23 protein-coding genes and 1 pseudogene are annotated in these 24,248 nt (G+C 65.9%); 5 read left to right on the top strand and 19 right to left on the bottom strand.

Annotated elements, in window-relative coordinates; all coding sequences use genetic code 11:
- Positions 1-81: 81 nt before the first annotated feature.
- From AAHB17_RS01410 to AAHB17_RS01450, 9 genes and pseudogenes are all read right to left on the bottom strand, one after another.
- Positions 82-1,071 carry an oxidoreductase gene (locus tag AAHB17_RS01410; protein WP_342128633.1) on the bottom strand — a complete coding sequence of 330 codons (990 nt, stop codon included), beginning with the start codon at positions 1,069-1,071 and terminating at the stop codon, positions 82-84.
- Positions 1,049-1,405 (bottom strand): hypothetical protein, encoded by a 357-nt coding sequence (locus AAHB17_RS01415; RefSeq protein ID WP_342128634.1) that lies wholly within the window; start codon positions 1,403-1,405, stop codon positions 1,049-1,051. Before AAHB17_RS01415 ends, AAHB17_RS01410 begins: the two co-directional genes overlap by 23 nt.
- A 4-nt stretch (positions 1,406-1,409) precedes the next feature.
- Positions 1,410-2,174 (bottom strand): dCTP deaminase, encoded by a 765-nt coding sequence (locus AAHB17_RS01420; protein WP_446719543.1) that lies wholly within the window; start codon positions 2,172-2,174, stop codon positions 1,410-1,412.
- A gap of 293 nt (positions 2,175-2,467) precedes the next feature.
- Positions 2,468-3,922: an aldehyde dehydrogenase gene (locus AAHB17_RS01425; RefSeq protein WP_342128636.1), complete on the bottom strand. Its 1,455-nt coding sequence runs from the start codon at positions 3,920-3,922 to the stop codon at positions 2,468-2,470.
- 33 nt (positions 3,923-3,955) lie between these two features.
- Positions 3,956-4,663, bottom strand: a pseudogene (locus AAHB17_RS01430) (ABC transporter ATP-binding protein); the annotation flags it as partial.
- Positions 4,664-4,770: 107 nt separating this feature from the next.
- Positions 4,771-5,562 (bottom strand): ABC transporter ATP-binding protein, encoded by a 792-nt coding sequence (locus AAHB17_RS01435; protein WP_342128639.1) that lies wholly within the window; start codon positions 5,560-5,562, stop codon positions 4,771-4,773.
- The gene (locus AAHB17_RS01440; RefSeq protein WP_342128640.1) at positions 5,552-6,580 is read right to left on the bottom strand and encodes a branched-chain amino acid ABC transporter permease; all 1,029 of its coding nucleotides are present in this window, start codon (positions 6,578-6,580) and stop codon (positions 5,552-5,554) included. Before AAHB17_RS01440 ends, AAHB17_RS01435 begins: the two co-directional genes overlap by 11 nt.
- On the bottom strand, positions 6,577-7,479 hold the full coding sequence (locus AAHB17_RS01445) for a branched-chain amino acid ABC transporter permease (protein ID WP_342128641.1): 903 nt from the start codon (positions 7,477-7,479) through the stop codon (positions 6,577-6,579). The genes AAHB17_RS01440 and AAHB17_RS01445 overlap by 4 nt, the downstream gene beginning before the upstream one ends.
- A 3-nt stretch (positions 7,480-7,482) precedes the next feature.
- Positions 7,483-8,676: an amino acid ABC transporter substrate-binding protein gene (locus tag AAHB17_RS01450; RefSeq protein ID WP_342128642.1), complete on the bottom strand. Its 1,194-nt coding sequence runs from the start codon at positions 8,674-8,676 to the stop codon at positions 7,483-7,485.
- 213 nt (positions 8,677-8,889) lie between these two features.
- On the opposite strand from AAHB17_RS01450, the gene AAHB17_RS01455 reads away from it, so the two are divergent.
- Together AAHB17_RS01455 and AAHB17_RS01460 are read left to right on the top strand one after the other, a co-directional pair.
- On the top strand, positions 8,890-9,858 hold the full coding sequence (locus AAHB17_RS01455; RefSeq protein WP_342128643.1) for an AraC-like ligand-binding domain-containing protein: 969 nt from the start codon (positions 8,890-8,892) through the stop codon (positions 9,856-9,858).
- Between the two features lie 43 nt (positions 9,859-9,901).
- Complete coding sequence (locus AAHB17_RS01460) at positions 9,902-10,249, top strand: TA system antitoxin ParD family protein (RefSeq protein WP_342128645.1); 348 nt, start codon at positions 9,902-9,904, stop codon at positions 10,247-10,249.
- Positions 10,250-10,582: 333 nt separating this feature from the next.
- On the opposite strand, the gene AAHB17_RS01465 is transcribed toward AAHB17_RS01460, so the two are convergent.
- Entirely contained in the window at positions 10,583-11,476 is an 894-nt protein-coding gene (locus AAHB17_RS01465; protein WP_342128646.1) for a CoA transferase, read from the bottom strand.
- Positions 11,477-11,560: 84 nt separating this feature from the next.
- On the bottom strand, positions 11,561-12,745 hold the full coding sequence (pobA, locus tag AAHB17_RS01470) for a 4-hydroxybenzoate 3-monooxygenase (protein ID WP_342128648.1): 1,185 nt from the start codon (positions 12,743-12,745) through the stop codon (positions 11,561-11,563).
- 135 nt (positions 12,746-12,880) lie between these two features.
- On the opposite strand from pobA, the gene AAHB17_RS01475 reads away from it, so the two are divergent.
- Positions 12,881-13,699: an IclR family transcriptional regulator domain-containing protein gene (locus AAHB17_RS01475; RefSeq protein ID WP_342128649.1), complete on the top strand. Its 819-nt coding sequence runs from the start codon at positions 12,881-12,883 to the stop codon at positions 13,697-13,699.
- A 13-nt stretch (positions 13,700-13,712) separates the two neighbouring features.
- Here AAHB17_RS01475 and AAHB17_RS01480 read toward each other — a convergent pair whose 3' ends face one another.
- Genes AAHB17_RS01480 through AAHB17_RS01500 form a run of 5 tightly spaced genes read right to left on the bottom strand, consistent with a single transcriptional unit; the run spans position 13,713 to position 18,325 of the window.
- Complete coding sequence (locus AAHB17_RS01480) at positions 13,713-14,435, bottom strand: ABC transporter ATP-binding protein (protein ID WP_342128651.1); 723 nt, start codon at positions 14,433-14,435, stop codon at positions 13,713-13,715.
- Complete coding sequence (locus AAHB17_RS01485; protein WP_342128652.1) at positions 14,435-15,214, bottom strand: ABC transporter ATP-binding protein; 780 nt, start codon at positions 15,212-15,214, stop codon at positions 14,435-14,437. Before AAHB17_RS01485 ends, AAHB17_RS01480 begins: the two co-directional genes overlap by 1 nt.
- Positions 15,211-16,200 carry a branched-chain amino acid ABC transporter permease gene (locus tag AAHB17_RS01490; RefSeq protein WP_342128653.1) on the bottom strand — a complete coding sequence of 330 codons (990 nt, stop codon included), beginning with the start codon at positions 16,198-16,200 and terminating at the stop codon, positions 15,211-15,213. The genes AAHB17_RS01485 and AAHB17_RS01490 overlap by 4 nt, the downstream gene beginning before the upstream one ends.
- Before the next feature lie 13 nt (positions 16,201-16,213).
- Positions 16,214-17,077 carry a branched-chain amino acid ABC transporter permease gene (locus AAHB17_RS01495; protein ID WP_342128654.1) on the bottom strand — a complete coding sequence of 288 codons (864 nt, stop codon included), beginning with the start codon at positions 17,075-17,077 and terminating at the stop codon, positions 16,214-16,216.
- Positions 17,078-17,137: 60 nt separating this feature from the next.
- Positions 17,138-18,325, bottom strand: coding sequence for an ABC transporter substrate-binding protein (locus AAHB17_RS01500; RefSeq protein WP_342128655.1), 1,188 nt, complete (start codon positions 18,323-18,325; stop codon positions 17,138-17,140).
- Positions 18,326-18,539: 214 nt separating this feature from the next.
- Here AAHB17_RS01500 and AAHB17_RS01505 point away from each other — a divergent pair, with 214 nt between their 5' ends.
- Together AAHB17_RS01505 and AAHB17_RS01510 are read left to right on the top strand one after the other, a co-directional pair.
- Positions 18,540-19,508: a hydroxymethylglutaryl-CoA lyase gene (locus tag AAHB17_RS01505; protein ID WP_342128656.1), complete on the top strand. Its 969-nt coding sequence runs from the start codon at positions 18,540-18,542 to the stop codon at positions 19,506-19,508.
- Positions 19,501-20,712: a CaiB/BaiF CoA transferase family protein gene (locus AAHB17_RS01510; RefSeq protein WP_446719544.1), complete on the top strand. Its 1,212-nt coding sequence runs from the start codon at positions 19,501-19,503 to the stop codon at positions 20,710-20,712. The genes AAHB17_RS01505 and AAHB17_RS01510 overlap by 8 nt, the downstream gene beginning before the upstream one ends.
- Here the strand turns inward: AAHB17_RS01510 and AAHB17_RS01515 are convergent.
- The 3 genes from AAHB17_RS01515 to rho form a co-directional block, all read right to left on the bottom strand.
- Positions 20,697-22,415, bottom strand: coding sequence for a hypothetical protein (locus tag AAHB17_RS01515; protein WP_342128657.1), 1,719 nt, complete (start codon positions 22,413-22,415; stop codon positions 20,697-20,699). The genes AAHB17_RS01510 and AAHB17_RS01515 overlap by 16 nt on opposite strands.
- A gap of 102 nt (positions 22,416-22,517) precedes the next feature.
- On the bottom strand, positions 22,518-22,778 hold the full coding sequence (locus AAHB17_RS01520; RefSeq protein WP_342128658.1) for a type B 50S ribosomal protein L31: 261 nt from the start codon (positions 22,776-22,778) through the stop codon (positions 22,518-22,520).
- A gap of 175 nt (positions 22,779-22,953) precedes the next feature.
- The gene (rho, locus tag AAHB17_RS01525; protein WP_342128659.1) at positions 22,954-24,216 is read right to left on the bottom strand and encodes a transcription termination factor Rho; all 1,263 of its coding nucleotides are present in this window, start codon (positions 24,214-24,216) and stop codon (positions 22,954-22,956) included.
- Positions 24,217-24,248: the final 32 nt, after the last annotated feature.

Below are 24,248 nucleotides of genomic sequence, written 5' to 3' on the forward strand. Positions count from 1 at the left end.
CCTCGCGCTACTGCATTCTGTATATCGAGAGAAGATATCCAGCGCTATAAGCCACGGAGCATAACTGATTGACACCTCTAGTCAATCGTCAGGCAGCCATTTCCCGCAGGTTATGTGAGATTCACCACGAGAATAGTAGTGGCACTTCATGCAGGTATTACATCCGCCAGTTCGGTCAGCTAAGTAGTTCGGGTTCGCGATCAGGTCTCTACAAATTCCGATGTGCACGTTTGAAGGCACCGAATCATCCCAAGCGCCAGTTGATCGACCAGACATAACAAAACTCTTTAATGGATGGCGTGCCGCAATGTCCAGTGTTGCCTTTTCGCGTTTCGACAAGATCGCAGGTGTGGAGGGATAGATCAGACGCTTGTTGACGTTATAAAAGCCTGCAGACACATCAATGTAGTTAACAGGCAAGGCCGCTATCTCATCCGCGAACTGTGAGGCCCGATCTTGATCTAGTACTGGATGACCGGCCCACATTGAAAACCGAACCGAAGTCTCAATATGGCTTGAGGCCAATTCATCCACCCAACGACAGATAGACCGAAACGCAAAGTCGGCGTGGGAAGACAGACGACGATCCACCAGAACGTTGAACAAATAACCGTGTGCAGCGTGAAGTTGAATGTGCCGGAAGCCAGCTTTGATTGCGAGTTCTGTGCCGCGAAATAGCTCGTCGAACGCTGCTCTTGCAGCCGTTGCCGAAATAGACGCTCCGAGCGTTTTGTACTCGCTCAGTGGGTCCCTTCCCGCGCGGGGGACAAATTGCTTCATTCCGATGTAGTTGCGCCACGCTGAACTGAGCTGAACACCCGCTAACGCACCTTGTTCTGAAATTGTTTCAGCGAGCTCTTGCCATGACCCCGAGTCAGAAATCTCAGCGCAAACATCATTGCTTCCGATTCCTAGTGGTGTGACTACGTTTCCCACAATTGCACAGTGAAGTCCGTTTCCACTGCGGCTACGATAAAAATCTCGACATCTTGAGTCGGGCTCCCCTCCAACGGCAAATCCGGTGTTCACCGCAAGGAAGAAGTACTTCCTAGTTTCGACGCAACTGCGCATAACGTGACTCGTTTTTGCGCATTTTTTCCAAGGTTTCAGCCTGGAGGTCAATGCCTAAGATGGCACCAATGCGAATGATATATATTAAGCTATCAACCAATTCCTCCTTCAAGTGATTTTCGGCCTCTGGCAACTCGAATGGATATTCGTTGGGCCGATCAAGTTTGATATTGACCTTCTTGACAATATTTGAGAATTCACCGATCTCTCCAAACAATCCGACGAGGTCTTTAGTGAGCTGCCGGTATTTCTCTTGTATTGTAGGGAAGTGCACAGGAAATCCGTGCGATTCATCCATTTTTATTTGCATTTCTACTATTTTATTCAGCTCCATCATCTTACTCCTTGTCACGAACCCAAACGAAGATTGCGACGAGTGCGGTTGAAATAAGGTTAGTCCATATTGCGACCGCTATTTCGAACCACTTATTTGTCACCGCAGAAAGGACCAGAGCATTTAGGAATATGGCGCCTAGAATCGCCCAGTCGATGCGGCGCTGTCTTCGCTGTATCTGTCGCAGTGCGCTGACGGTAGCACTTGGAAGTATTTTGTATGCCTCTACTTCCTCGCTGTCTACTCGCGGATCGTTCTTGAGTTCCTCATACGTCTTTTGAAGCTGGTGCCTGATCGGCCAGATTTGTGTCTGAAAACCATGCTGCCCGCAGTAAGGCTTTCTTGCAGCGCTGGAAAGCATCGAAAAATCGACTTTCGCGATGGACTCGCCTACAGGCAATTCGATAAATTTTTCGCTCAAGTTTTGCGTAACTATGCCCATACGTCCTGAAAAGCCAGGATCGGCGTATGTGCTAACTGGACTTAGTCCGATGCTAAAAAGTGACCCCTTACTGGTGACGCGCGCGATCACGTCATGCGGAATAACCAACTCCTCAAAACTAATTAGGACGACGCGGTGACCAGGCTTAATAAGGACAGTACCATTCGCCGTTACGTCAATTCGCCTGTCCCCCTCAGTCAAGTCGTAGTACACGGTGCCCATGCGAAGCTCGTAGCAAGCCGGCCCGAGTTGTCGAGCGACCCCGTTTCGCACGAGCTCGCCCTTTGCCATGCGGGCCTCTATTTCGAAGTCAGATAATGTTGTCATCGGGTGTTTTCGTTTTAATATGATTTCTACCTGCCCTGTTGGCTAGACTCCAAACGTGCATGTAGAGAATGAGAGCTTCTAGTCTACTCGGCCGTTCGATGCGTAAGCGGTAGCCTGCTAGTCAAGCACTCGATGCTGCTTTTCTAGCCCAATGGTCGTTTTGTAAACAGTGTTCAGGCCCACGTTTATCTCACTGAAGGCAGTCGCTGGTTACTGGCTGCTTATGGCCGACCGCCGACACAGCCAAACCCCGGACAATTAACCTTCAAGGCTTGGCTGTCATTCAGAGAATCTCAGAACGGGTAATGCCGCGGCGTCGTCTGCACCGTGATCCAGCGCAGCTCGGTGAACTCGGCGATGCCGGCCTTGCCGCCGAAGCGGCCGATGCCTGAGCCTTTGACGCCACCAAACGGCATCTGCGCCTCGTCGTGCACGGTGGGGCCGTTGACGTGGCAGATGCCGCTGTCGATCTTGCGGGCGACGTTGAAGGCGCGGGCGATGTCTTTGCCGAAGACGGCGGCGCTGAGACCGTATTCGTTGTCGTTGGCGCAGGCGATGGCTTCTTCGGTGTTCTTCACGCGGACGATGCACTTGACGGGGCCGAAGGTTTCCTCGTGGTAGATGCGCATCTGCGGCGTCACAAAGTCGAGCACGGTCGCGGGCATGAGGGTGCTGGTGGCCTTTTCGCCGCACACCAGCTTGGCGCCTTTGGCCAGGGCGTCGTCGATGAGGGCGTTGCAGTGGTCCACGGTGCCCTGGCCGATGACGGAGCCGAGCACCACGGGCTCGGGTTTGCGGGGGTCGCCCAGGGGCAGGTTCTTGGCCTTGTCGGCGAACTTCTTCACGAATTCGTCGGCGATCTTCTGGTCCACGATGAGGCGTTCGGTGCTCATGCAGATCTGGCCGCTGTTGGCGAAGCAGCCGAAGGCGGCGCCGTTGACGGCGTCTTCGATGTCGGCGTCGTCCAGCACCACCAGCGGGGCCTTGCCGCCCAGCTCCAGCACCACGGGCTTGAGGTATTTGGCGCAGGTCATGGCAATGACCTTGCCCACGCGGGTGCTGCCGGTGAAGTTGACGCGGCGCACGGCCGGGTGGGCCACGATGGCTTCGACCACGGCGCCGGCGTCGGCCGGGGCGTTGGTGATGTAGTTCACCACGCCGGCGGGGAAGCCCGCGTCTTCAAACGCTTCGACGATGAGCTGGTGGGTGCGGGGGCAGTTTTCGCTGCCCTTGAAGATGACGGTGTTGCCGCAGGCCAGCGGCACGCAGATGGCGCGCACGCCGAGGATGACGGGCGCGTTCCACGGCGCGATGCCGAGCACCACGCCGGCGGGCTGGCGCACGCCCATGGCCAGGCTGCCGGGCACGTCGGACGGGATGACCTCGCCGCTGATCTGGGTGGTCAGCGCCGCAGCCTCGCGGATCATGCCGGCGGCCAGGAAGACGTTGAAGCCGGCCCACATGCCGGTGGCGCCGGTCTCGGCGGCCACGGCTTCGATGAACTTGGGCGTCTTGGCTTCGAGCGCGTCGGCGGCCTTGAGCAGCAGGGCGCGGCGAACGCCTGGGCCGGTTTCGCTCCAGGTCTTGAAGGCTTCGGCGGCGGCTTCCACGGCCATGACGGCGTCGGCGGGCGAGGCGGCGGGCGCGCGGGTGGCCACGCTGCCGTCGAGCGGGTTGCGGCGCTCGAACGTGGCGCCTTTTTCGGCGGTGACCTTGAGGCCGTTGATGAGCATGGACATGTCGGACATGGGGTTCTCCTTGGCTTGTGTCGATAGAGAGGTTCAGGCGGTGGCCACGGTTTTCTTGCGCCGGGCCACGGCGTCGGCGGCGTTGGTGGTGCCGGTGGCGGGGTCCTTGTCGGCGCCCAGGTAGGCTTCGCGGATGACGGTGGAGCGCGCCAGCAGCTTGGCCGGGCCGCTGGCCACCAGGCTGCCGCGTTCCAGCACGTAGCCGCGGTCGGCCACGGCCAGGGCTTTCTTCACGTTCTGCTCCACCATCAGCACGGTGGTGCCGGCATCGGCGATGCGGCGTGCGATGGCCAGCAGCTCGTCCACCATCTTGGGCGCGAGGCCCAGCGAGGGCTCGTCCAGCATCAGCAGGCGCGGCGCGCACATCATGGCGCGGGCCACGGCCACCATCTGCTGTTCGCCACCGCTCATGGTGCCGGCCAGCTGGGTGGCGCGTTCGCGCAGTTTCGGAAAGTCCTTGAAGGCCTGTTCCATGCGCTGCGGGCGCTGTGCCTTGGGCACCAGCCAGGCGCCCAGCTCCAGGTTCTCGGCCACGGTCAGCTGCGGGAACAGCTGCCGCCCTTCGGGCACCAGGGCCACGCCGGCCTGCACGATCTCGTGGGTCTTCTCGGGCAGTTCATCGCCATTGAGCAGCACGTTGCCGCCGCGCGGGATGAGGCCGTTGAGGGCCTTGAGCAGGGTGGTCTTGCCGGCGCCGTTGGGGCCCAGCACCACGGTGAGGCCGGGGCGGATGTCGAGCGTGATGTCGCGCAGCACCAGAAAGGCGCCGTAGCCGGCGGAAAGGTTCTCCACCTGCAGGTGGGCGCTGGTGCTGCCGCCCAGGGTGAAGGCTTGGGGGCGGTGCCACATCATGTTGCGGCCTCCTCGGTCATCTCGTCGCCCAGGTAGGCCTCGATCACCTCGGGGTTGCGCACCACCTCGCGCGGCGTGCCGTCGGCGATCTTCCTGCCCTGGTGCAGCACGATGACACGCTCCACGTGGCGCAGCAGCGTGGTCACGGCGTGCTCGATCCAGACCACGGTCAGGTCCAGCTCGTCGCGCAGGCGGCGGATCAGGCGGGCCATGTCCTCCACCTCGTTTTCGGTCAGGCCGGCGGCCACCTCGTCCAGCAGCAGCATGCGCGGGCGCGTGGCCAGCGCCATGCCGATTTCCAGCAGGCGCTGCTGCGAGGGCGTGATGGCGGCAGCGGGCAGATCGGCCTGCGCGCTCAGGCCAATCAGGCCGAGGATGCTGTCGGGTGTGCGCAGCACCCAGGGCACGCCGCTTTCTTCGCCCCACAGAAGGTACTTGCGCGGGCGTTTGCCGGCGAATTTGAGGCCGAAGGCGATGTTGTCGCGCACCGTCATGTCGCCAAAGGTGCGCGGTGTCTGAAAGGTGCGCGCCAGGCCGTGGTGCGCGAAGCGGTGCGGGCCTTTGCCGGCGAGCTGTTTGCCGCGCACGGCCAGGCGGCCGCTGGTGGGGCGGGTCACACCCGAAATGGCGTTGAAGAAGGTGGTCTTGCCGGCGCCGTTGGGGCCGATGATGCCGACCAGCTCGCCGGGCAGAAAGGTGGCGCTGACGGCGTCCACCGCGACCAGGCCACCGAAGCGCACCGTCACCTCTTGCGCGTCCAGCAGGGGTTGTTTCGCGTCAGTAAACATGGCGCTGCTCCCGGCGTTTCTTTTCACGGTCCTTGCGGCGCTGTTTCTCGCCGCTGACCTCGTCCTTGACGTCGGTCCACCAGGCCTTGAGGTCGTTTTTCCAGCCCTTGAAGGTCTCGGTGCGCAGCGAGGCCAGGCCACCCGGCAGGTACAACACCGAGAGGATGAGCAGCAGGCCCAGCGACATCATGTAGAGCTGCGGCACCTGCAGGCGCAGCGTCTCGGCCAGCACGCTGAAGACGATGGCGGCGATCAGCGGGCCCCACAGCGTCATGGCGCCGCCAATCAGCGCGATCAGCACCGTCTGGAAACCGATGAAGGGGTTGAACACGGTGTGCGGGTCGATGTAGGTCCAGCGCACGCTCATGGCCGCGCCCACCGCACCGGCGATGGCCGCCGTGAGCGCGAAGCCGGCCACCTTGACGATGCGGGTGTTCACGCCCAGGGTCTGGGCCCGCTGCTCATCGGCGCCAATGCCCTGCAGCGCCAGGCCGAAGCGGGTGCGGCGGATCCAGATGGACAGCGCCACGGCCAGGACAGCCAGCAGCAGCACGGTGAAGTAGATGGTCTCGCGCTCGGGCACCACCATGAGCACACGGCCCACGGTGCCCGTCACGCTTTTCTCGAAGTAGCTGATGGCGTGGCGGATCAGCTCCGTCATGCCGAAGGTGAGCACCGCGAAGTAGGTGCCGCGCAGGTGCAGCACCGCCGCGCCCATGAACACGGCCACGGCGGCGGCGATCAGCGCGCCCAGCACGATGACCTGCTCCCACGGCATGGACTCCATCAGGATGGCGCTGGTGTAGGCGCCAATGCCGAAGAAGGCCGAGGTGGCCAGCGACAGGTAGCGCGTGGTGCCGCAGAACAGCGCCCAGCTGGACGACAGCGCCACGTACATCAGGCAGGTGAGCGCCATGGAGACGGCGAACTCGCTGGCAAAACCGGGCAGGGCCACGGCCCAGCCGGTGAGGCCGAACAGGACCAGCAGGTCGCGGATCAGAAACTGTCTGGAGGTCATGCTTTTCTGGATTTCCGCGTGAAGAGCCCTTCGGGACGCAGCAGCAGCACGCCAATGAACACGACGTAGCTCAGCAAGGCCTTGAGCGACGGGTTGGTGAAGTGCATGCCCACGGCTTCGATGACGCCCAGCAGCAGGCCGCCCGCGAGCGCGCCGCCCATGCTGCCGAAGCCGCCGAGCGTGATGACGATGAGCGCGGTGACGGTGTAGGGCTCGCCCATGGACGGACTGATGGTGTAGGCCATGGACAGCAGGCAGCCGGCCACGCCCGACAGGCCCAGGCCGATGCCGAACATGAGCGGGTGCAGGCGCTTGGTGTCGATGCCGACGAGCTGCGCGCCGATGGGCGACTGCATCAGCGCGCGCACGCCCTTGCCCAGCAGCGTCTGGCGCAGCAGCACGATGAGCGCGCCGGCAAACAGCAGCGCCAGGCCGAACACCAGCAGCTTGTTGACGGCGAACTGCGCCTCGCCACCGGGCAGCGGGATCTGCACCGGCTGGGTCAGGAAGTCGTAGCCGCGCAGGTCGCCGCCCCACACAAAGGAGATGACGTTCTGCACCAGGAACATCAGCCCGAAGGACACCATGAGGCCACGGGCTTCGAAGATGTCGAGGTTGGGCGACGTGGCGGTGAGGCGGCGGAAACACAGCCAGTGGATGGCGACGCCCAGGCCCATCAGCAGCGCGAAGGCCACCGGGATCATGAGCAGCGGCGAGAGGCCGAACGAGGTCTGCACCATCCAGGTGAGGAAAGCCCCCACCATGAGGAATTCGCCGTGCGCGATGTTGAGGATGCGCATCAGGCCGTACTGGAGGTTGAGCCCCAGTGCGACCAGCGCGTAGATGCCCCCGGTGATGAGACCCGAGGCGATGAGTTCAAGCCAGGCGGAGAAGGACAAGGTTCACTTCCACGCCGGCTTGTTGGCGTTCAAGGCCGCCGTGGCGCGCGCCTTGGGCCACACCACCTCGAACTCGCCGTTCTGCCACTGGCCCACGGTGCCGGGCGTGCCCACGTTCTCGCTGCCGGCAAACCTGATGTCGCCGATGATGGTCTTGTGGGTGTTGCCGGCCACGTAGTCGCGGATGGCCTTGCGGTCCAGGCCGACCTGCTTGACGGCGTTGGTCAGGATCTCCAGCCCCGCCCAGGCGGCGCCGCTGGCCCAGCGGTCGGGTTCCTTCTTCTGGCTGGCCACGTGGGCGTCGAAGTAGGCCCGGGCAGCCGGGCTGGTCTTGCCGTTCCACGACCCCATGCCCAGCACGCCCTCGGCGCCGGCCGGGGTCATCACGTTCTTGTAAAGGGGGAAGGCCGTGCCCACCGAGGCGTAGAAGAACTTGGGGTTGAAGCCGACTTCTTTGGCCTGGCGGCTGGCCAGGATGGTGTCGGGCGGGTAGGTGAAGCCCACGAAGGCGTCGGGGTTCTTGTCCTTCATGGAGCGCAACACCGGCGACAGGTCTTTCACGCCGCCGGGGTAGCTCTTGTCCTCCACCATGCTGATGCCGCTGCCTTGCAGCGCCACCTTGAGCGCGGCGTAGTTCTCCAGGCCGAACAGGTCGTCCACGTAGATGCAGGCCAGGGTCTTGGCGCCATTGGCCTTGAGCATGTCCACCAGCGCCTCGCACATGGGCTTGGGTTGCTGCAGCAGCAGGAAGAAGTAGGGCAGCTTCATCTCGGCCAGCTTGCGCGACAGTGCGGTGGGCGCGAGGAAGGGGTACTGGAAGCGGTTGGCCAGCGGCGCGACGGCGAAGTTGGCGTTGCTGCCCCAGGGCGGCAGCACCAGGTCCACCTTGTCGCTGCCCATGAGCTTTTCGTAGGTGCGCACGCAGGTTTCCACATCGCTGCGGTCGTCGCTGCTGATCAGCTCGATCTTGCGGCGCACGCCTTTCACGTCCAGGCCGCCGGCCGCGTTCTGCTGCTCGGCCCACATCAGGTAGTTGGGCTCCTGGCTGGTCTGGGCGCCGCCGGTCCAGGGACCGGTGCGGGCCATCGCGTAGCCGATGCGGACCGGGGCGTTCTGCGCCAGCAGCCGGGGTGCCACGGACAGCGCGCCGACGGCGGCGGCGCTCTTGATGATCAGTCGGCGGTTGGGTGCGCTCATGGGGTGTCTCCTCTGGGGGGTGGAATGCCCGCTCATGCTATGCGGGGCGGGGCGCCCGTGCTTGATCGACGGTGCACGGCGGCTTGACCAAACGCGCACGTCGGCAGGGGTTTTCCCTAGGCTCAGCGGGGCGTTGGGCGTCCCATGAGCCCGCCGCTGGATAATGCGGCAGCCCCCCGGCGCGGGCCGGGCGATCCGGAGACAAGACCTGCCATGAGCGACCTGCAGACCATGAGCACCGACGTGGCCGCCCCGCGCGAGCGGGCGGGGCTGTGGTGCGACTGGATCTGGTCGCATTTCGGTGGGCTGGAGTCCGACCTCTACGGCGACACCGAATTCGACGGCCACATGGCCGCCGCCCGCGCGGGCGACGTGGTCATGACCAAGCTGGAGGCCAACCGCCACCGCGTGCTGCGCAGCCAGCAACTGGCCCGCGCCAGCGACACCAGTTACCTCAAGATCGTGGCGCCCTGGCAAGGCAGCGCGGCGGTGGAGCAGCACGGCCGCCAGGCCTTTGTGCGTCCCGGCGGCTGGGCCATCTACGACACCACCGGCAGCTACGAGATCGCCAACCCCGAGCGGGTGGACCACCTGATCGTGATGCTGCCCAAGGAGCAGCTGCTGGAGCGCGGCCTGCGCCTGGACCCGCTGATGGCCCGGCACGTGGGCGGCAGCCAGGGCATTGCCCGCGTGGCCCTGGAGACCATGCGCAACACCTACCAGGAGCTGCCCAGCATGAGCGAGGCGGCCGCGCGCGGCGCGGGCGAACTGATCGTGGAGCTGGTGCGCCTGTCGCTGCAGGAGCTGGCCGGGCGGGGCAGCGGCGCCACCCAGATGGAGGCCTTGCGCGACCGCATCCGCGACTTCGTGGGCCAGCGCCTGCGCGACCCCGACCTCAGCCTGGACCGCATCGCCCAGGGCCTCAGCTGCAGCAAGCGGCTGTTGCACAAGGCTTTCTGCGACGAGGACGACACCCTTGCCCACTACATCCTGCGCCGACGCCTGCAAGGCTGCATGCGCGACCTGCGCGACCCGGCCCACGCCCAGCGCACCATCACCGACATCGCCTTGTCCTGGGGCTTCAACCACAGCGCCCACTTCAGCCGCGTGTTCCGTGAGCACACCGGACTGTCGCCCAGCGATTTCAGGCAGTTGAGCCGGGACAGCCTGGTGACCGGTTGAGGCGCTTGTGGGTGTGTGTTTTGCGCCATAAAGGAGTCTGCCCATGCCTGCCACTGCCAGCCCATTTGCATCCGTGAAGTTGCCCGCGTCGCTGGTCCAGCAGGCACGCGAGGCGGCCCAGCCCCAGCGCCGCTCGGTGGCCGGGCAGATCGAGTACTGGGCCACATTGGGCCGCATCGCGGACGAAACCGGCCTCACCGTGCAGGAAGCGCGCGAGGTCATCGCCTTGTACGACGCGCGCCTGCATCCCGCGCCGGTGGATGAGTCGCTGGACGCGATCGAGGCGCGCTTCGTGACCACCGAAACCAGCGGGCGTCTGGCGCAGGCGGAGCGTGACACCGTGCTGGCCAACCGCCAGCGGGCGCTCGCGTCGTCGCGCAAGGCGGCTTGACGCGGCTGTCGTTTGGCCGCGCCCGTTTTCTACTTGCTCGCCGGGCCCAATGGCGCGGGCAAATCCACGCTCTGCCGCGGCGCCGTCTGGAGGTGGGCACCCGGTGGCACGCTACCCCCGCACCTTGCGGCACCAGGGTGTGGCCGTGCGGCGGGCTGATCTGACCCTGCTGACGACACTTCCTTGCCCGCCGACGCGCTTTTCCAGCCGCGCCGGCTGGTGGCGCGCTTGCGGGACGGCGAGTTGCGCTGGCATGCGAAGTGATGCCGGCCTGGGCACAGCGGGTGTTGACGCCCGAACCCGCGCGCTGAACCTGCGCGACTGAGCGAGCGCTCAGCGCGGCAGGGTGTGCAGCGGTATGTCCCGCGCCACGGCCAGCCGGTCGAGCTGCTGGCGCGTCTGCCCGGCCAGGAAGGCGGCGATGGCCGTGTGGGTGGCGGGCAGGAGGAGGGTGCGCATGTCCTTGACCGGCACCTGGGCGGCCTCGCACAGGGCGGCGGCGAAGTGAGGTTCCAGCGCCGCCACGGCCACGCGACCGTCCTTGCAGGGGTAGACCTTGTAACCGGCATGGGCGCCGCCCACCGAACCCTGGGGCAGGGTCAGGCCCCAATAACGGGGCAGGGCCAGCCAACGTGCCGCCTCGCTCAGTGCCACCTCGAGTTGCACGCCCCGGCCCTTGGCCTGACGCAGCAGCACCGCCTGCAGCGTGGCCTCGCTGGCCATGAGCGCGCCGCCCATGTCGGCGAACAGGCTGGGCGGCAGGTCCAGGCCGGTGATCAGGCCGTTGTCGGCCATGTAGGTGAGGTCGTGGCCCGGTTCCTCGGCACGCGCACCGGGCGCGCCGACGATGGCGACCAGGCTGAGTTGCGGATAGGCCTTGTGCAGCGCCCTCCAGCCCAGGCCCAGTTTGTTCAGCGCCGACGGGCGGAAGGAGGTCAGCAGCACGTCCGTTGTGGCCAGCAGGGCGTGCAGCTTTTTTTGGCCGGCCTCGGTCTTGAGGTCGGCCTTCACCTGCTTCACGCCGGCGTGCATCTCGTCGTAGGCCTGCGGCTTGTAGTGCGCCATCGGGTCGCCCGCCGGGCCTTCCACCTTGGTGCAACGCGCGCCCATCGCGCGCAGCCGCATCAGTGCGGCCGGGCCGGGCAGGTTGAGCGCCAGGCTCAGCACGCGCTGGCCGCGCAGGGGTTGGGGGGGCCGGGCTGGACGGGCGGATGGGGCGGCGGTCATGGGCAGATGTCTCCTGAGGTGCCCAGGAATCTACCGCATGGCCGCGAGAGGGTGGGTTCGCCCACGCGACAACCGCGCCGTGTCTTACTGGCCGAAATCCAGCGGCAGTCCCACGTAGTTCTCGGCGATGGTGCGCTCACCCGACTCGCTGTGCATCAGGTAGTCCAGCTCGGCGCGCTGGAACTTGGCGGTGATCTCCGAGTCGCCGGGGAAACGGTGCATCAGCTGGGTGAACCACCAGCTGAAACGCTCGGCGCGCCAGATGCGCTTGAGGGCCAGTTCGGAGTAACGGTCGATGCCGGCCTCGCTCTGGTCGGCGTAGTACTCGCGGATGCCGTTGAACAGGTATTTCACGTCGGTGGCGGCCAGGTTCAGGCCTTTGGCGCCGGTGGGGGGCACGATGTGGCCGGCGTCGCCCGCGAGGAACATGCGGCCGAAGCGCAGTGGCTCGGTCACGAAGCTGCGCAGCGGGGCAATGCTTTTCTCGATGCTGGGGCCGGTGACCAGGTTCTCGCGCGCCTCGGGGTCCAGGCGCAGGCGCAACTCCTGCCAGAAGGCGTCGTCGGTCCACTCCTCGATCTTGTCGGTCAGCGGCACCTGCAGGTAGTAGCGGCTGCGGGTGTGGCTGCGCTGCGAGCACAGGGCGAAGCCGCGCGGGCTGTTCACGTAGATCAGCTCGTGGTGCACCGGCGGCGTGTCGGACAGCAGGCCCAGCCAGCCAAAGGGGTAGACCTTTTCGTATTCCTTGATGGCGCTGCGCGGGGCGCTGGCGCGGCACACGCCGTGAAAGCCGTCGCAGCCGGCGATGAAGTCGCACTCGATGGTGTGCGACTGGCCATTCTTCTCGTAGGTCACGCGCGGGTGTTGGGTGTCGAAGTCGTGCACCTGCACGTTGCTGGCCTCATACACCGTGGGCAGGCCAGCGCTGGCACGCGCTTCCATCAGGTCCCGGGTCAGCTCGGTCTGCCCGTAGACCATGACGTTCTTGCCGCCGGTCAGCTTGTTCATGTCGATGCGGTGGCGCTGGCCGTCCACCAGCAGGTCGAAGCCGCCGTGTACCAGGCCTTCCTTGTGCATGCGCTGACCCACACCGGCCTCGTCCATCAGGTCGATGCAGACCTGTTCCAGGATGCCGGCACGGATGCGTGAGAGCACGTAGTCGCCGGTCTGGCGCTCGATGATGATCGCGTCAATGCCGGCCTTGTGCAGCAGTTGGCCGAGCAGCAGGCCGGAAGGGCCGGCGCCGATGATGGCGACTTGGGTGCGCATGTCTGTCTCCTTTGGGGGTTGAACGTTGGGATCAACTGTAGGCAGAAAGCGCCGGCCTGTCGTGGCCCGCACATCACATTTGCGCGGTGATCGGCAACGATGTGCGATCATCGCGCAAACAACGCTGGAGCGGAGATGGCGATCACCAAGGCGGATTTCATCGAGGGCATGGCCAAGGGCATGGCGGTGCTGGAAAGTTTCGACACCGAGCGGCAACGGCTCAATGCCACGCTGGCCGCGCAGCGGGCCGGCATCACGCGGGCGGCGGCGCGCCGCCACCTGCTGACCCTGGCCCACCTGGGTTACCTGGAGACCGATGGCAGCCATTTCTGGCTGTCGCCCAAGGTGCTGCGGTTTTCCGGCAGCTACCTGGCCTCGGCCCGTTTGCCCCGGGTGCTGCAGCCGACGCTGAACCGCCTGGCCGCCCAGGCCCAGGGTTCGTTCTCGGTCGTGGTGCTGGACGACAGCGAGGTGGTGATCGTGGCCCGCAGCGTGGCCTTGCAGGAGACGGATGTGCTGGGCACTTCCCTGGGGGCGCCCCAGCGGCCCGCCGCCATGGCACGCGTGCTGGCCTATGGCCTGCACCTGGGGGCGCGCCTGCCGGCGCATGCCACGTCCACCGGCCGGGTGCTGCTGGCCGCCATGGACCGCGCGGCGCTGAGCGCCTGGATGAAGGGCAGGGTGCTGTACCGCCTCACGCCCTACACGCTGACCGATCCCAAGGCCTTGCGCGCCGTGTTGACCCAGGTGCGGGCGCAGGACCACTGCCTGGCGCACGAGGAACACGAGCTGGGCGTGCACGCCCTGGCCGTGCCGCTGCGCAATGCCCAGGGTCAGACGGTGGCCGCGCTCAACGTGGTGACCAGCGCCGCGCGCCTGTCGCCGGCGGCGGTGCGCGACCACTGGCTGCCGCTGATGCACGACGCCGCGCTGGAGGTGCGGGCCCTGCTGTAACCAGTGGGGCGGCTCAAACGCCCAGGTACTGCTCCAGCAGCTGCGGCTGCGACACCAGTTCGGGCGAACTGCCCTCGAACACCACCTCGCCCTTGACCAGGATCACGTTCTTGTCGGTGATCTGGGTCACGTGTTTCCAGTTCTTGTCGACGATGATGCTGCTGATGCCGCTTTCGCGGATCAGGGCGCAGATGCGCCAGATCTCGCGCGCGATCAGGGGCGCCAGGCCTTCGGTGGCCTCGTCCAGGATCAGCAGATCGGGGTTGGTCATGAGCGCCCGGCCGATGGTCAGCATCTGCTGTTCGCCGCCCGAGAGCTGCTGGCCACCGTGGCCCAGGCGCTCCTTGAGGCGGGGGAAGGTCTCCAGCACGCGGTCGTAGGTCCATTCGCGCTGGCCCTGGGTGCCGGCGCGTGCCGCCATCTGCAGGTTTTCCTTGACGCTGAGGTTGCCGAAGATGCCGCGCCCCTCGGGCACGTAGGCGATGCCTTTGCGCGCCACCTCGAAGGGGGCGGCGCCGGTCATGTCCTGACCCTTGATGTGGACCTGGCCGCCGCTGGGCTTGACCAGGCCCATCAGGCTTTTGAGCAGGGTGCTCTTGCCCATGCCGTTGCGGCCCATCAGACCGATGGTCTGGCCCGGCAGAACCTCGAAATCGATGCCACGCAGGATGTGGCTCTGTCCGTAGTGGGTGTGCAGGCCGGTGGCGTGGACCAGGGTGGTGGTGACGCGGCTCATCAGTGCTCCTCCCCCAGGTAGGCCGCTTGCACTGCCGTGTCGGCGCGCACCTCGGCCGGTGTGCCGCTGGCGATCACCTGGCCGTTGACCATCACGGTCAGGCGGTCGGCAAGCGCAAAGACGGCGTCCATGTCGTGTTCGACCAGGCACATGGCGTGGCCTTTCTTGAGCTTGAGCAGCAGTTCCACCATGCGCTCGGCCTCGGCCTGGCCCATGCCGGCCAGCGGCTCGTCGAGCAGCAGCACCTGCGGTTCGGTGGCCAGGGTCATGGCGATCTCCAGCTGGCGCTGTTCGCCGTGGCTGATGGTGGCCGCGATGGTCTGGGTGCGCGATGTGAGGCCGGCCAGTTCGATGGCCCGTTCGCAGCTGGCGTTGGTCGCCGCCTGGCCGTCGGCGCGGCTGAACCACTGTGCCGGGTTCCAGGGCGCCAGGCGGCGGCGCGACTGCGCGGCCAGGCGCACGTTGTCCCACACGGTGAAGCTGCTGAAGATGTTGGTCTTCTGGTAGCTGCGGCCCAGGCCACGTTGCGACTTGGCCTCGGGGCTGTAGCGGGTGGTGTCCATACCGCCCAGCGTGACGGTGCCCGCGGTGGGCAGGATGTCGCCCGAGAGCAGGTTGGTTAGGGTGGATTTGCCGGCGCCGTTGGGGCCGATGACGGCGTGGATGCGGTCGCGCCAGAGGTCGAGGTTGACGCCGTTGACGGCGGCCAGGCCGCCAAAACGCTTGGTCAGCTCGCGCGCGCTCAGCAGCACTTCGGGTTGGGGGGTGTTGGCGCTCATTTCGCGGCCTCCTTGTCGCGCACCAGCAGGCCCAGCAGGCCGCGCGGCGCAAACACCACCACCAGCACGATGAAGCTGCCCATGAGCAACTGCCAGTGTTTGGTGATGTCCTTGAACAGGTGCAGCATGTACTCGAAGGCGAAGGCGCCGACGATGGCGCCAGCGAAGTTGCCCATGCCGCCGAGGATGACCATCATGATCGCGTGGGCGCTCATGTGGAAACCCATCAGCTCGGGGTTGACGTAGCCGGTCTGCGCCGCCCACAGGTAGCCCGCCACGCCGGCCAGGCCACCGGCCAGGGTGAAGACGGTGAGCTTGTAGCCGTAGGTGCCGTAGCCCACGGCGCGCATGCGGTGCTCGTTGGCGCGTATGCCGGCCAGCGCGCGGCCAAAAGGCGAGAACAGCAGCCGGCGCAGGAACAGGAACATGCCGATCAGGATGGACAGGGTGAGGTAGAAGAAGGTGGCCTTGTTTTCCAGGTCGATGCCGGCCCAGCCGCCGATCGAGGCGTCGGGCTTGAAGTTGACATAGATACCGTCCGAGCCGCCCAGCGACTTGTTGTCGAAGAAGAGGAAGAACACCATCTGCGCGAAGGCCATGGTGACCATGATGAAGTAGATGCCGTGGGTGCGCACCACGAAGAAGCCGATCACCAGCGCCGCGAGCGCGGCGCCCAGCGCGGCCACCGGCAGCGACCACCACAGGCTGACCGGCGTGTCGGCCGGGGTGATGAAGGCCAGCGCGTAGCCGGCCAGACCGAAGTAGGCCGCGTGGCCCAGCGAGACCAGGCCGGTGACGCCTTGCAGCAGGTCCAGGCTCATGGCGAACATGGCCAGGATCATCATCTGCGTGAGCATCTGCAGGTAGAAATCGCGCCCCTCCATGGGAACGAAGGGGAAGGCGGCCAGCGCCAGCGCGCCCAGCAGCAGGCCCGCGCGCACGGCGCCCGGCAGGCGCTCCAGCGGGGCTTTGGAAGATGCACTCATGGGGTTCCCGAACTCAATGTTTGAACAAGCCTTCGGGCTTGTAGAGCAGCACCGCGGCCATCAGCATGTAGACCAGCATGCCGGCCACCTGGGGCAGCAGCACCTTGCCGAAGGTGTCGACCAGGCCCACGAGCAGCGAGGCCACCAGCGCGCCGCGCACCGAACCGATGCCGCCGATGACCACCACCACAAAACACATGATGAGCACGGTGGAGCCCATGTTGGGGTAGACGCTGGAGATGGGCGCGGCGATCATGCCGGCCACCGAGGCCAGGCCCACGCCCAGCGCGAACACGATGCCGTGGATGAGCCGGATGTTGATGCCCAGGGCCTCGGTCATGTCGTGGTTGAACGCGCCGGCGCGGATCTTCATGCCGAGGCGGGTCTTGGAGATCAACAGGTACAGGCCGATGGCCAGCAGCACGCAGATGCCCGACATCACCAGCCGGTAGACCGGGTAGGAGAGGTTGTCGGTCAACGGGATGGCCCAGTCGAGCGACACCGGCATCTTCACCGCGTGCACGTCGTCGCCCCACAAGAGCGAGCGCGCTTCCTCGAAGATGTAGATCAGGCCGAAGGTCAGCAACACCTGGTCGAGGTGGTCGCGGTGGTAGAAGTGCCGGAACAGCACCCATTCCAGCACCCAGCCCAGGACCACCGAGAGCAGGGCCCCGACCACGATGGCCACCAGCAGGTTGCCGAACAGGGCCGACATGGACCAGGCCATGTAGGCGCCGATCATGTAGAAGCTGCCATGGGCCAGGTTGACCACGCCCATGATGCCGAAGATCAGCGTCAGGCCGGCGGCCAGCATGAAGAGCAACAGGCCGTATTGCAGGCTGTTGAGCAGTTGGATGAGGAAGTTGGCGAGGTCCATGGCGCTCAAAAAAAGACGGCGGGGTCAACCGCCGTCGCTGGCACGGAGGCGGGGGAGGGATCAGCCCATGCGGCAACCGGTCGCCGGGTCGGCCACGGCCTTCTGCGCGATGCCGATGACCTTGTTCTCTCCCTTCTCGACCTTGCGCAGGTACATGTCCTGCACCGGGTTGTGGGCCTTGCTCATGGTCCATTTGCCGCGCGGGCTGTCGATGGTGGCGCCTTCCATGGCGGCGTACAGCGCCTTCTTGTTGCTGAGGTCGCCGCCGACGGCCTTGGCTCCCTGCAGCAGCAGCAGGCCGGTGTCGTAGCCCTGCACCGCGTACACGTCGGGCTGCAGCTTGAAGGTCTTGGCGTACTCGAGGCGGAAAGCCTTGTTGCGCGGCGTGTCCAGCGAATCGCTGTAGTGCATGGTGGTGAGCACGCCGTTGGCGGCCTCGCCGGCGGCGTCCAGCACGCCCTCGGTCAGGAAACCCGAACCGTAGAGCTGGATGTTCTTGCTCAGGCCGGCGGCATGGAAGTCGCGCAGGAACTTGGCCGCGCCACCACCGGCGAAGAAGCAGGCCACGGCGTCGGGTTTGAGCGAGGCGATCTCGGTCAGCAGGGCCTGGAATTCGACGTTCGGGAAGGGCAGCCCCAGCTTCTTGACGATGGTGCCACCAGCGGCGGTGTAGCTTTTCTCGAAGCCTTCGAAGGCCTCGTCGCCGGCCGCGTAGTTCCAGGTGATCCAGACCGCCTTCTTGTGGCCGCGGTCAACCATGGCCTTGCCCAGGGCCAGCGTGGGCTGCGAGTTGCTGAAGGAAGTGCGGAACACGTTGGGTGCGCACTGTGCACGGGTGGCCACGTGCACGCCGGCGTTGGGGATGAGGTTGAGCACCCCGGTGTCGCGGGCCACCTTGTGGATGCCCATCTGCACGCCCGAGTGCACGGTGCCGATCAGCACATCGACCTTGTCGCGCTCGACCAGGCGGCTGGCGTTTTCGATACCCTTGGCCGGGTTGGACTCGTCGTCGACCTTGAAGAATTCGACCTCGCGGCCGCCGAGCTTGCCGCCCTGTTCGTTGAGCGCCAGGCGGAAGCCGTTTTCAATGGCGACACCCAGTTGCGCAAAGGTGCCGGTGTAGGGCAGCATGAAGCCCACGCGCACCTTGGCGGCCTGGGCGCGCACGATCTGGGGCAGCAGCAGGCCGCTGGAAGCAGCGCCCACCAGGGCGGCGCTGCGGGTCAGTACGATTCGGCGAGTGGTCATGGATGTCTCCTGATGGGAATGGCTGCGATGCTAGGCTGCAACAAGGCGGGCGATGATCCTGATTTACCCGTACTTTAAAAATGAATGGTTGATGTATGAATAAAAACAGACTGGGCTTTTATGCGCAATGACCTCGGTCTGGTTGGTAGAAATTCATGCACTAACCTTCAAGTTCTATTTGTTTTGTGAAATATAGTGCATAAACCCTGAAACCATGAATGCTGGTAAACCCGAGGAACACCCGGCGGTGCCTGCGCTGGCCGATGTGCTGATCAGCGAAGTCGGTCCGCGCGACGGCCTGCAGTCGGTGGCCGCCACCATGCCCACGGCCGACAAGCTGCGCTGGATAGACGCCCTGGCGGCGGCCGGCCTGCGGGAGATCGAGGTCGGCTCCTTCGTGCCGGCCCACCTGCTGCCCCAACTGGCCGACACCGCCGAGGTGGTTCGCCACGCCCGTGGGCACGGTGGCCTGACCGTGATGGCTCTCGTGCCCAACCAGCGCGGCGCCCAGGCCGCGCTGCGGGCCGGCGTGCACAAGCTCACCGTGCCCCTGTCGGCCAGCGAGGCCCATTCGCTGGCCAATGTGCGCAAGACCCGCGAGGCCATGGTCGACGAGGTGGCCGCCATCGCGCGCCTGCGCGCGGAGGCCGCGCCACGGGTGCGGCTGGAGGTGGGCCTGTCCACCGCCTTTGGCTGCACCCTGCAGGGCGCGGTGGCCGAGGACGATGTCATCCGCCTGGCCGAGGCCTGCGTGCGCGCCGGCGTGGACGAGGTGGGTCTGTCCGACACCACCGGCATGGCCAACCCGGCCCAGGTGCGGCGTCTGTTCATCCGCCTGCGGGCCGCCATTGGCGGCCACGCCGGCGCCGCCCACATGCACAACACGCGCGGCTTGGGCCTGGCCAACTGTCTGGCGGCGTTTGACGTGGGGGTGCGCACCTTCGATGCCTCGCTGGGCGGGCTGGGCGGCTGCCCCTATGCCCCCGGTGCCTCGGGCAACGTGGTCACCGAGGACCTTGTCTTCATGTTCGAGGCCATGGGCGTGTCCACCGGCATTGACATCACGCGCCTGCTGGCCGCGCGCCAGCCCCTGGCGGCCGGCTTGCCCGGTGAGCCCATCTACGGGATGACCGCCGAGGCCGGCCTGCCCAAAGGATTTGTACAAGGAAACCCTCGTGTCTGATGCTCCCCAAGCGTTGCCCTATGCGGGCATTCGCGTCATCGAATTCACCCATATGGTCATGGGTCCCACCTGCGGCATGACCCTGGCCGATCTGGGCGCCGAAGTCATCAAGGTCGAGCCCGTGGGCCATGGCCGCGAGGGCGATGCCACGCGCCAGCTGATCGGCTCGGGTGCTGGCTTCTTCCCCATGTTCAACCGCAACAAGAAGAGCCTGGCGCTGGACCTGTTGACGCCCGAGGGCAGGGAAGCGGTGCTGCGCCTGATCGCCACCGCCGACATCGTGAGCGAGAACTTCAAGCCCGGCACCATGAAGAAGCTGGGGCTGGACTACGACACGCTCAAGCGGCTCAATCCGCGGCTGATCTACGTCAGCCACAAGGGCTTCCTGCCCGGCCCCTACGAGCACCGCACCGCCCTCGACGAGGTGGTGCAGATGATGGGTGGCCTGGCCTACATGACCGGGCGCCCCGGCGACCCGCTGCGCGCCGGCGCCAGCGTGAACGACATCATGGGTGGCATGTTCGGGGCCATGGGCGCCATGGCGGCGCTGGCCCAGCGGGAAAAGACCGGCCTGGGCCAGGAGGTGCAAAGCGCTTTGTTTGAGAACAACGTCTTCCTGGTGGCCCAGCACATGATGCAGTTCGCGGTGACCGGGCAGGCCGCCGCGCCCATGCCGGCGCGCATCTCGGCCTGGGCGGTGTACGACGTCTTCCAGGTGCGCGATGGCGAGCAGATCTTTCTGGCCGTGGTCAGCGACAGCGCCTGGAAGACCTTTTGCGACGCGTTCGGCTTTGCCGATCTGCTGGCCGACGAGCGCCTGCGCAGCAACAACGACCGCGTGCGGGCGCGCGACTGGATGTTGCCCGAGCTGCGCCAACGCCTGGCCGACCGCAGCGCGGCCGAGCTGGCAGCGGTGTTCGAGGCCCATGCCTTGCCGTTCGCGCCCATCACGCAACCGCAGGCTTTGTTCGATGATCCACACCTCAATGCCACCGGTGGCCTGGCCCCCATCACCTTGCCCGACGGTCGCTCCACCAGGGCCGTGTTGTTGCCGCTGACGCTGGACGGTCGGCGTCCCGGCATCCGGCTGGACCCGCCCCGCCTGGGCGAGCACAACCAGGAACTGCTGTCGGAACTGGGCTACAGCGAGGCCGAGGCGAAGGTGCTGGCCGCGCCGCTGGAAGCCGCTCAGCGCCGGCGGTAGATCAGCAGCGTTTCCCGGCGGTCGTTCAGGCGCGGCACGGTGGCCTCGAAGCCCCAATGGGCCAGGTCCAGGTGCTGGCTCAGGCCCCGCAGGGCGTTGGGCGAGACCACCAGCACGGCGCAGGCTTCGCCGGCCGTGTCCAGGCGCCGCAGGCTCAGCCCGCCCTGGTGCTGCAGGGCCACAATCTGTGCCTGGCTGAGGCCGTGCACCAGCACGCAGGCGGTGTCGTCCTTCAACAGCTGCGCCATGCGCCGGGCCATGGGGCCGTAGCTGCGGCCATGGTCAAGCAGGGGCAGCCACAGGCTGGTCAACAGCAGCCAGCACAGCGTGCTGCCGGCCGCCGGCAGTACCAGGCTTTTCCACAGGGCCGAGCGGTGCTTGCCGGCCCGCCAGGCCACCAGCCAGATCCAGGCCGCCGTGGCGGCCAGCGCCGGCAGCAGCAACAGCCATGACAAAGTGGGTTCGAAGCCGGGCGCCAGGCGGGCCACGTTGGCGGCGGGCTTGGCCGGCGTGCCGGTGGTCATGGCGAACCAGATCACCCAGATCGCCAGGCCACAGCCGCTGAAAAAGAGCAGGGCGAACCAGTCGATCAAGGCCGACACGCTGCGGCGCAAGGTGGGCAGGGCAAAGGCGGCCAGGCTGGCCAGGCCCGGCAGGGCGATCAGCAGGGCGCGCTCGTTGCCGCCCTGCAGCCCGCTGGCGACCACGGCCGCGAGCACCGACCACAGCGGCAGCGCCACGTGGGGGCTGCGCAATTGGCGGCGCCAGCGCCACAGCGTCCACAGGGCCAGTGGCCAGGCCGGCCACGTGTACCAGAGCAGCATCTGCGCCAGGCTGGTCCAGTCGCTCCACTGGTCGGGCGGGTTCCAATAGCGGCCGAAGGGATCGACCTGGGTGACCACCAGGCCCACGGCGGCGGCCACGGCGGTGCACAGCGCGAGCGCCGCCAGCAGCAAGCGCGGCGTGGCGGCCAGCTCGTCGCCGGTGCCTGCCGAATCCTCACGGGGCAGCCACAGCAGCAGCGCGGCCGCGCCCAGGCCCAGCGCCGCGGTGAGCAGCGGCGCCCCGCTGAAGGCCATTCCCCAGACCGCCAGCACCCATTGCACGGCGGCGCTCAGGTGTTCCCTCGGCTGGCCGGCGGCCAGGCGGGCCACCGCATGGGCCAGCAGGGCCGCGCAGGCCAGGGCCACCAGGGCCGGCGTGGTTTCGTGCGACAGCTGGGCCAGGCCGAGGCTGGCGATCAGCGCCAGCAGCGCGGCATCGGCCAGGGTGCGGGCGTAGTCGAGCGGGCGCGCCTCGCCACCAAAGGCGAAGGACACCGGCTGCGCCTGCGGCAGGCGCGCGAGTTGGTAGGCGGCGTACCAGTTGGCGGTGAGGGTCAGCACCAGCAGCAGCACGTAGGGCACGCGCACCGCCGTTTCCACCGAAAGGAAAGGCAGGACCTGGATGGCCCAAGCGCCCAGCCAGTAGGGCAGCAGGGCGGGGGTTTCGAGTGGCAGACCCAACACCTCGGGTGTCCACCACGACATCTGCCCCTGCGCCATGCCCAGCATCACACCGAAGGTGGCGACGTCTTCGTTCTTCCAGGGCTCACGCCCGAAGAAGCCCGGCAGCACGTAGGCCAGGCAGAACAGCAGCAGGGCCAGGCGGGGCAGGCGGCGCACGGCCGACTGGGCGACGATGGCGGGCGTTGGGCGGTTCACGGACGCAATATACCGTTGTGCATGGGCGGGCTCGGTGCGGGCAGGCACAAAAAAAGCCGGACGAATCCGGCTTCTTCTGGACAGGCCCTTGCGGGTCTGGAATTACTTGGCTGCGCCGGTGCGGGCGAAGCGGTTGCGGAACTTCTCGACGCGGCCACCCATGGTGTCCACGCTCTTTTGCGTGCCGGTGTAGAAGGGGTGCGACTCGCTGGAGGTGTCCAGCTTGTACAGCGGCAGCTCGCGGCCGTCTTCCATCTTGATCATCTCTTTCGTGTTGGCGCACGAGCGCGTCACGAATTTGAAGCCGTTGGACAGGTCAACGAAGCAGACTTCGCGGTAGTTGGGGTGGATGCCGTCTTTCATGCGTATCTTTCAGTTCAGGTGCGACAGCCGCGGCAAAACCCGTTTTCGCCGTACTTGCCGCTAAGCAAAGCCTTGGATTATATGCTGTTTTTGTGCGCCAGCCGGGCCGCCCCAAGCAAGGCCGCGCCCCTTGGGGGCCGCGGCCCGCACAGCGGTGGAGCGTGGGGCGGGCGGTTCAGCCGCCCCGGCGCATCATTTCGAAGAATTCGGAGTTGTTCTTGGTCTGCTTCATGCTCTTCAAGACCATTTCCATGGCCTCGATCTCGTCCATGTTGTACATGAACTGGCGCAGGATGCGGGTCTTCTGCAGGATTTCCGGCTGCAGCAGCAGCTCCTCGCGGCGTGTGCCGCTGCGGTTGAGCTGGATGGAGGGGAAGACGCGCTTTTCGTACAGGCGGCGGTCCAGGTGGACTTCCGAGTTGCCGGTGCCCTTGAATTCTTCGAAGATCACTTCGTCCATGCGGCTGCCGGTGTCGACCAGCGCGGTGGCGATGATGGTCAGCGAGCCGCCTTCTTCCACGTTGCGCGCGGCGCCAAAGAAGCGCTTGGGGCGCTGCAGCGCGTTGGCGTCGACACCACCGGTCAGCACCTTGCCGGAGGAGGGCAGCACGTTGTTGTAGGCGCGGGCCAGGCGGGTGATGGAGTCGAGCAGGATGACGACGTCCTTCTTGAGTTCGACCAGGCGCTTGGCGCGCTCGATCACCATCTCGGCCACATGCACGTGGCGGGCGGCGGGTTCGTCGAAGGTGGACGCGATCACGTCGCCCTTGACGGTGCGCTGCATCTCGGTCACTTCCTCGGGGCGCTCGTCGACCAGCAGCACCATCAGCGTGACCTCGGGGTGGTTGGCGGCGATGGCGTGCGCCATGTGCTGCATCATCACCGTCTTGCCGCTCTTGGGTGGCGCCACCAGCAGGGCGCGCTGGCCTTTGCCGATGGGGGCGATGATGTCGATCACGCGCCCCGTGATGTTCTCCTCGGTCTTGATGTCGCGCTCCAGCTTCATCTGCTCCTTGGGGAACAGCGGCGTGAGGTTCTCGAACATCACCTTGTGCTTGTTGTGTTCGGGCGACAGGCCGTTGATGGCGTCCAGCTTGTTCAGCGCGAAGTAGCGTTCGCCATCCTTGGGGATGCGGACCTCGCCCTCGATCATGTCGCCGGTGTGCAGGTTGAAGCGGCGGATCTGGCTGGGCGAGATGTAGATGTCGTCGGTGCTGGCGGTGAAGCTGGTGTCCATCGCCCGCAGGAAACCGAAACCGTCAGGCAGCACTTCCAGCACGCCGTCGGCAAACACCTGCTCGCCGGTCTTGGCGCGCTTCTTGATGATGGCAAACATCAGCTCTTGCTTGCGCATGCGGCCGGTGTTCTCGATTTCGAGCGCTTCGGCCTGCTTGAGCACTTCAGACACGTGCAGTGCCTTGAGTTCGTTCAGATGCATGGGGTCGACTCCGAGGTGGAGTTCAGGAAATT

Source organism: Hydrogenophaga sp. OTU3427 (genome assembly GCF_038440225.1).
GTDB lineage: Bacteria > Pseudomonadota > Gammaproteobacteria > Burkholderiales > Burkholderiaceae_C > Hydrogenophaga.